Here is a 7,926-nt window from a genome sequence, read left to right on the forward strand (position 1 = left end):
GATTAAGTTGTGCTTGTTGACTGAGTAATCATCCTATTGACAGAATTATTTTCCTATGCTAGGACTAGATTGTGAGTAACATTTGAGTAACTAGGCATAGTTATCGGGTTGAGTAATAACCCGCTATCGCTGTTAGGATAAGGGTTTATACTAAACTGGGGCGGAAGGATTCGAACCTCCGAATGGCGGGACCAAAACCCGCTGCCTTACCGCTTGGCGACGCCCCAATAATCTCTCAGCTTTATTATCATATCAATACTCACCCCGGTTTTGTCAAGTGTTTTGGGAAATTTTTTTTCAGCCCCTGATATCTACCAGACATCCAAAGCAATCAGAGGCTTTCCACTTTAATGAGTTTGCTTGAGTTCCGGGGGTGGTTCAATGGGAATCTGAATGGCAAAAGTGCAGCCCTCGCCTGGCTGTGAGATACATTTCAGGCTTCCTCCGTGCTTTTCAACAATAATCCGGTAACTAATTGATAGTCCCAGTCCGGTCCCCTTCCCAACGGGTTTAGTGGTAAAAAATGGATCAAACAGTCGATTTTTTAAATCATCGGGAATACCTGAGCCATTGTCATGAACCTGAATCAACACCTGTTTACTTTTGGATTCGGGAGGTTTGATGATCCCTTCTGAGGTGGTTTTGATTACATCAGAAGCGGGAAGGGGAAATAAGTTAGACCCAGAGCTAATGGATACGACTTCGGTGGTAATGGTGATTATACGGGGGTCTGTTTGGTTATCTAAAGCATCGATCGCATTGCTGAGAATATTCATAAACACCTGGTTAAGCTGTCCCGCATAACATTCCACCCTAGGAAGTTGACCATATTTTTTAACCACTTCAATACCAGAACTACTACCTTTTGCTTTCAGGCGGTTTTGCAGAATCAATAAAGTGCTATCAATACCCTCGTGAATATCCACCGGCTTCATGTCCGCCTCATCTAAACGGGAGAAGTTCCGCAGAGATACAACAATTTGGCGAATGCGATCGGCTCCCATTTCCATGGAAGACAGGATTTTCGGTAAATCCTCTACCAAAAAGTCTAGGTCAATCTCCTCTATGCGTTCTTGGATAACTTCCAGAGGTTCAGGATATTGTTCTTGATACAGTTCGACTAATTCCAGCATATCCTTAGTATAATCGCGGGCATAGGTGAGGTTGCCATAAATAAAATTCACCGGGTTATTAATTTCGTGGGCTACCCCCGCCACCATTTGTCCTAAACTAGACATTTTTTCACTTTGAATTAATTGTGACTCTTTTTGTTGCAAGTCCTGGAGAGCCTCGCTTAGGTGGAAGGCTTGAGTTTGGGCGGCTAAGGCGGCGGCTCTAGTTTGGGCGTAAAGTTCCGCTTGGTCAATGGCGATCGCTAATTGATCTACTACGGCTCGCAATAGTTCTACATCACTATCTATCCAATCGCGAGGATTATTATATTGATTACAGACCACAGCCCCCCGCTGTCCCGATCGCGTCTCCAGGGGTAGTAAAATTTCCGAAGCAATTCCCGCCTCCTCCAGTAACCCCCTGGTAGTTGCATCTAAAACGGTTGTATCTTGTAAATTATTAACCTGTACTGTTTCCCGCTTACAGATTTTATTAGCCAACCAGCCAATTTTATCCGAGGGGTAATCTTCTAAAACCTTTGATAAAGAAGGCGATCGCGATTCGTGAGTAATGGCAAAATTATGTCTGTTCGGTTGAGTGGGTAAATACCACAAAAAATGGCATTGGTCGATTTGTAGAACACTGCGGATCTCCTGAACTGCTGTTCCCAAAATTGTGTCAATATCTAGGGAATTGCGGATTTGACTAGCCAAGCGAAATAGTAAGGCTTCCCTACGGCTTTGCAATTCTTCGCGGGCTTTTACCCGGTCAATTCCCACAGCGATCGCATTAGCAATCCAACCTAGCACATCCTGAACTTGCGGAGATAATGGATTAGAACTACAAATAGCCATCATTCCCATTAACCGCCCTTCTACCACCAGTGGGACTTCTAAGGTTTGGTGAGAAACCTGTATTATTTGTTGAGACACTTGGGATAGTTCATGGTTCAATAGCTGCGGTGTGGGTGCTTTCAGGGTAACAATTCCCGCCCCGGCTTGTCTTTCGAGTTGATTAGTTTGATTGTTTATGGTCCATATCGATACCCCGGCGACCTGTAAATATTGATCCATTGCTTTCGCGCAACGATTCAGAATAGTTGGTATTGTGCCACCTTGTCCTAGGGCTTTCCCAACTTCGGCTTCTAGTAGAGAAAGGTGCGATCGCTCCCGCAGGATTTCTTCTGCTTGTTTGCGTTCAGTAATATCACGAGATATAGATACGATTTCTTGGATATCATTATTGTCATGATTGCGGATAGCGTGAGAAGTCGTTTCAAACCATATAAAACTACCATCAGAACGCCGAACTCGATAACTTACCGTATCCACATCAGAATCACTTAATAAGGTCTGGTGAGATTTCTGGATGCGCTCTATATCATCAGAGTGGAAAAATTTATAAGCCGAAATTCCTATTAATTCTTCAGGTTCATAACCTAGTAAATCTCGACAAGCTGGCGAGGCATAAAGATAAATCCCCTCAGCATCATGTCGGGAGATTAAGTCCGTAGCATGATCTGCTAACAGACGGTAGCGAGCTTCACTTTCTCGCAAAGCATCTTCCGACTGCTTCCGTTCGGTAATATCAGTTTGAATACCAATAAAATGGGTGAGTTTTCCTTGATGGTCTCGTACCGGAGAAATAGCTAGTTCATTCCAGAAGCAGCTACCATCTTTCCGATAATTTTTTAAGTTCACTTTACATCCTTTTTCTTGCTTGATGGCTCGTCTAATAATAGCAATTGAATCTCGATTAGTGTCTGGGCCTTGGAGAAACCTACAGTTTTGACCAACTACCTCTTCTTTAGTATACCCAGTTAGCTTTTCAAAACCTGCATTACAGTAAATAATTTGCAGATCATTGTTGCTGCTTTCCGAAATCACAATACCATTAGGACTAGCTTCGATCGCCCGCTGCAATAAATGCAACATTTCTTCCGACTGTTTCCGATTAGTAATATCAATCCCACAGCCTAATATATATTTGAGAGAGCCATCTGGATGCAGAATTGCACTATTTGACCAAGACACTAAATAGGCTTCTCCATCAGCTCCTTTCCACTGGTTCTCACACTGTCTAGGAAAATGACCCATCCTCATACTATTCGATTGCACATGATGAGATGATTGGGGCGGTTCGTCCAACTCAATGGCTGCTAAACCCCAATCAAATCCCTCCCACTCTTGATCAAAAATTGATAATCCTAAATCCTGAATCAATAAGCCCTCAACATCTCCGGCTTTATATCCCGTCAATTGTTCACAACTTTTATTAAAACGGACAATCTGACCCTGCGGATCAATCACCACTACTAGGGCGCTAATAGTATCTAAAACTCCATTGACAAAATCCCGTTCTTGGCGGACAATATCCCATACTTTTCGGCGTTCAGTGATGATAGTTTCCAGATGACTTAATTTCCCGTGCAGGTCGATTAATTGTCGGTGTAAATTAACTTGGTTAGCTACTTGACGACTGAGGGATTCTAGTGCTATAATCTGCTCAGGTGAAGGTTCCCAGTAATCATAATTCATTACTGATATCATCCCCAATTGATAGCCCTCTAGGGTAGTAATTGGAACACCCAGATAAGATTTTATAGGTTGGTCATTTTTGGCTATCGGGTGACTAGCGAGTTGGGGGTGAGTGCTGATATCTTCAATAATAATGGGTTCTGAGGTAGGACTTGCGGGCTCGGCACTGAGACTTCCACCACGATGATAGGCGATCGCATATCCGCAAAAATCTAAATAAATACTTATATCATCGGACAAGCCTATTTGAGCCTTCAGCCACTGATGAGTTTGGTCGATAAAGCTGATAAAAGCGATCGGTGCATTGGTAATGTGAATAGTTAGGCGAGTTATATCCTCAAAGGAAATGTCAGGGCTAATGCCGATCTGACGCAATACCCCACTTCCTAGGTCGAAAACTCGGCCGTTTAATCTGGACATAGTTTTACCTTAAATTTTACTGTCATATAATTATTCCCACTTCAGGGAAGAGACTGGCACAAAGCACGGATCAGTCTATAACAACGAGTCTGACTATCACAGACCTTAATTGAGAGGGGTAATACCAAACATCCGTATTTATTTTTTAACTCGCAACTGGCTTTAAATGGCTTGTCCAAAGTCTTAATGCCACACCGCAATTACCTTTAATTTAATCTTAACAAAAAAACAGCCTGTTCTTAGAAATTTGTCACTTGACTTAACAGGATGAATCACCCAAGGGTGAACATAACCATACGGTCATACTTAGAGTCACCCCCTCACCTCTATTAGGCATGATACCTAGGATGTAGGACTACTATCCCCACCTAAATCTACAAAAAATTGTTCAGATCAGGAACATCAACCCAAGTCCCTGTAACATTAGATTCATGGGTGAGATCCATTAGTAATTGAGAATAGACCCCCTCGCGCAAAGAAGGCACCAGGGACTCATGGCGTGAAATAGCTTCCATCCAGCGATCGACAACGCGCAAAAAGGCACAGATGCGACCATCATCATGAGTTTTGGGAAACTGCAAATTATCGGGAATGGCAATTTCTGCCAAATCTTCCCCGGCTTTACTTCCCCACAATTTGAAACCGTGGATATAGTCTTTTTGGTTGTCGCTACCGAGAATTAATGTTCCATCACTACCATAGACTTCTACCCAGTGTCCCCGTCCCCAGAATGTGCAAGAACTCAAACATACCTGACAGGGGGTTCCGTCGGCTAACTCCAAGATTAAATTACAGGTATCATCGGCATCTACAGCCTTGAGTTTGCCTCCTTCAGCCGGCTCAGGGCGTTGGGCTATGGTTGTGCTTAACTGTCCGCACAGGCGGCTTATCGGACCAAATAGCCAGTGTATATAGTCGAAACTGTGGGAACCGATCGCCCCTAAAGCACCGCCGCCCTTTTGTTTCTGAGCATACCAGTTCCAGGCCCTTGACGCATCGGCGCGACTGGACACTAACCAATCAATCTTGACTAGCCTGGGTTGTCCGACATATCCCTGTCGCAGTAGTTTTTCTAATTGCAGCCATTGCGGGACAAAGCGAAATTCAAAATCCATGGTGGTGACACAGTTTTTGTCTTTAGCCAGTTGATAAAGGTATTTTGCCTCCTCAACATTAAGAGTGGTGGGTTTTTCTAATAACAGATGTTTCCCAGCGTGGAGGACTTCTTTGGCCATCTCAAAGTGTAGGAATGGGGGGGTGGCGATGGTCACAGCCCCGACTTCTGGTATAGTGACCATTTGACTAACCTGATCGCTGGCGTGGGGGATGTTATGTTCAGATGCGATCGCCTTGGCTTTGTCTATGTCTCGATGGTAAACTGCTATAATCTCCGTGCGGGGGTGTTCCTTGAAGGCGGGAATGTGGACTTTTTGACCAAATCCCGTCCCGATTACGGCAATACCAATTTTATTTGCGGTCATAACTTACTCGTTCCGATCATCTATCCTAACTGCGATCGTAGCACTGTTAGTTAACTATTGTTACCCGGTGGACTGCTAATCATGGTCAACAACTATTGTTAACAGGCGATCGCCGAGGGTGAATTGATCAAGGTCGTTGCTACTAGCCAAAAAGCTAACCTAATTTCACCAAAGTTAATTATAACCATGGTCAAAAATCTCCAAGTGTGTTATAATAGGAATGGCGGCGAAAAATAGTTTTTTCCCGTGCATTAAATCAATTAATTTTCCCAACTCCAATCAACAATGGGTCTTGTGTTTAACCAAGGCTTTGCTTGTCGTTTTCCTTTAACATTGGTGATAAGGCTATACTGTTGTAAAATCTGTTCAGCGATCAGGCAGTTTGAGAAGGTGAAATTGGGCAATAAATCGATTCCCGATCCGGGTAATATTAATGGGGTATATCGGATTAGGTGCGATCGCGCCACTTTGGCTTTATTATGGTTCTTAGGTGGGCTGCTGTTGTGGTTATGTCCATCTGCGGCGTGGGCGGGTTCATTAAGCGATCGCTTAGGTGAGTTTCCCCACTGGAAAGGAAAACCCGCCTTGAGTGAGGCGAGGGGAGATTTAGTTTACCCAGAGTGGATGGCCGGACAATGGGATGTCACCAGTACCCTAGTGGAAGCGATCGCCCCCCTAGCACCGGATCTGGTAACTCCTGGTTTCCAGGGAAATCTTGGCTATCTCAATCAACCCATAAGTTTTCGAGTCCGGTTTAGGGAGATGAAATCAGCGCCTATATCCTCCGTGTTATCTCCGGTTCCCCGGTTGAAGTTAGAGGAAAAACTCTATCCTGAGATAGTAGCCGATCGCTCTGGTAATGGGTTAAATATTGCTAAGGCTATATTAGGCGATCGGGGGGTGATATCCGTACAGGTTGACCCCAATAATCCCAACCGCCAAATTACTAAATTTCCAGGCGATCGTAGCTTGATATCTGTGGTAACCAGTCGCGGAACAGAAACACCATCACCAGGAGAATTTATCGCCTCAGAAATCGCCCAGCAGATATTTGAGGGAGAATTTACCCTATATCTAAATGAGGTAGAAACAACCACCGCTTATCGACAGGAGAAACACGGGATAGTAGCTGATCAGATTACAGCAATTTACCTATCCCCACAAGATCCTAATTACTTTCAAGCCGCCGGACATTCCGTCGCCCTTTATCGCTATCAACTAATGTTACAACCACTTACCAATCAGGGGGATTAATTATCTATGAAATTTAATTTGGGCTGTCAGCTAAATTATGAGATTTATAGCGATAGCACCTTGATTTTCAATATTGCCGTTTGCAATAACCGATTTCAACAGATCCTCCAAGAAGACCTACACATTGCACCTGATGTCGATATAGATGAATATATTTCCCCAGAACTAGAAAACCGATACATTAGGGTTAATTCACCTCCCGGAAATTTGGAAGTATCTTATCAAGCTACAGTGGAATTCAAACCCTTTGAAGAACACCCACAGGATATTCCCGAAGTTCCTCCAGCTAAATTGCCTTTAGATGTGTTACCCTATTTATATCCTAGCCGCTATTGCGAGTCCGATCGCTTGATGCGGTTCGCCCAGACTGAGTTTGGTGATTTAGTTCCTGACTATTCGCGGGTGACAGCTATGTGTAATTGGATTTATGAAAATGTCACTTATTTATCAGGGAGTACCAACGCCCATACCTCCGCTTTTGATACCGCCACCGAAAGGGCGGGAGTTTGTCGGGATTTTGCCCATTTAGGTATTGCTTTCTGTCGGTCTTTGAATATTCCGGCGCGGTTTGTGACTGGCTATGCTTATGATTTGCAACCGCCAGATTTTCATGCCTATTTTGAGGCTTATTTAGGCGATCGCTGGTATTTGTTTGATGCGACTCGTTTAGTTCCCCGGACGGGGTTGATCCGCATTGGGACCGGAAGAGATGCAGCCGATGTTTCTTTTGCTACCATTTTCGGGTCAGTCTTTATGTCGAAAATGGAGTTATTTGTTGATTGTATCAGTCCCGGCGAATGTCCTATATATACTGAGGAGGCGATCGCCTTTTTGGAGTAGTCAACATCAGATTACGCTAATATGAGAGCATGGTGCGAAACGTTCAGGCATCAAATAGGATTGCAATGCCCGAAATAACTGCCTGGTGAGGACTTCAACCCCCTGGTTGAATATAAGGAGCGCACTCCTGACCATCCTCATAACTGTTATATGTCCCGACGTTTGGAAAATACAAACAAGGCAGGGAACTCAAGGTCATAAACAAACTGAGAAATCAGGGAGTAGAGAGTAACGGCGATAGCCACCCCCAGTTTTGGGAATCACAACCCCAGGATTGAAGT

General features: G+C 44.1%; 4 protein-coding genes and 1 tRNA gene. 2 read left to right on the forward strand and 3 right to left on the reverse strand.

The features are described 5' to 3' along the window. Positions 1 to 155: 155 nt before the first annotated feature. The 3 genes from P5674_RS22000 to P5674_RS22010 all read right to left on the reverse strand — a co-directional run bounded on the left by P5674_RS22000 (position 156) and on the right by P5674_RS22010 (position 5,551). Positions 156 to 227: transfer RNA gene (locus tag P5674_RS22000), tRNA-Gln, on the reverse strand. A 120-nt stretch (positions 228 to 347) separates the two neighbouring features. Next, positions 348 to 4,070, reverse strand: a complete 3,723-nt coding sequence (locus P5674_RS22005; RefSeq protein WP_014276750.1) for a PAS domain S-box protein — start codon at positions 4,068 to 4,070, stop codon at positions 348 to 350. Positions 4,071 to 4,444: 374 nt separating this feature from the next. Then, on the reverse strand, positions 4,445 to 5,551 hold the full coding sequence (locus P5674_RS22010; RefSeq protein WP_014276751.1) for a Gfo/Idh/MocA family protein: 1,107 nt from the start codon (positions 5,549 to 5,551) through the stop codon (positions 4,445 to 4,447). Positions 5,552 to 5,941: 390 nt separating this feature from the next. On the opposite strand from P5674_RS22010, the gene P5674_RS22015 reads away from it, so the two are divergent. Further along, positions 5,942 to 6,805, forward strand: a complete 864-nt coding sequence (locus P5674_RS22015; protein ID WP_014276752.1) for a DUF6816 family protein — start codon at positions 5,942 to 5,944, stop codon at positions 6,803 to 6,805. Between the two features lie 6 nt (positions 6,806 to 6,811). Beyond that, a complete protein-coding gene (locus tag P5674_RS22020) occupies positions 6,812 to 7,645 on the forward strand; it encodes a transglutaminase-like domain-containing protein (protein WP_014276753.1) in 834 nt (277 codons plus the stop codon). The last annotated feature ends 281 nt before the right edge of the window (positions 7,646 to 7,926 follow it).

Origin of the sequence: Limnospira sp. PMC 289.06, assembly GCF_032350395.1 — a bacterium.
GTDB lineage: Bacteria > Cyanobacteriota > Cyanobacteriia > Cyanobacteriales > Microcoleaceae > Limnospira > Limnospira platensis.